We start from the raw sequence: 628 nt of genomic DNA on the forward strand, positions 1-628 counted from the left end.
TATTATAGTCGAGAGTATTTTCAAAGGCATCCTGATACTGGTTTTGCATTTAAAAATTTTAACGACAATATATGGAATGGGATTAGAAATTTTTCTATTGAGGCCGCAGAAAAATTCCCCCAATTCCAATATTTGGGATGGGACATAGGTTTATCAAAGACTGGTCCAATCGCCATTGAAACAAATCGAAATTTTTGCATAACAGCACCACAAATTGTTCTCGGAGGACTGCGAGAACAATTTCGGATAGAGAATCCAGATTATTATTGGAAAAATCTTAATAAATCCCCATGCCACAGTATTTATTGATTACATGCACTATCCTGACGTTGCTGGCGGACTAAGTTATGTTGAAAATAAGATGCATCTATGAACGAAAACAGAATGCGAGTTACTCCTTTCTCACAACGGGGATCAATAGTTGATAAATCATCTGCAATGTAAGAATAAATTATACCATCGGGAGGGCATTCAATTGTATGGTCTTCGGATCATTTGAAAAAACTCCTCTCTCAATCGAATATCATCATATAAAATTAACAGATAGTATATGAGTGTTACTATTGCCGCGAAAATAATCAATATGATCGAACTAAAGTCAAAATATTTTCCGATCATCAGAGGAATT

1 protein-coding gene is annotated in these 628 nt (G+C 34.9%); it reads left to right on the forward strand.

The annotated features are described in order from the left end of the window. A partial coding sequence (locus QCH34_RS13265) for a sugar-transfer associated ATP-grasp domain-containing protein (protein WP_300334806.1) occupies positions 1 to 309 on the forward strand: 309 nt, incomplete at its 5' end. Positions 310 to 628 lie beyond the last annotated feature (319 nt).

Source organism: Methanocalculus sp., from assembly GCF_029762515.1.
In the GTDB taxonomy this organism is placed as follows: domain Archaea; phylum Halobacteriota; class Methanomicrobia; order Methanomicrobiales; family Methanocorpusculaceae; genus Methanocalculus.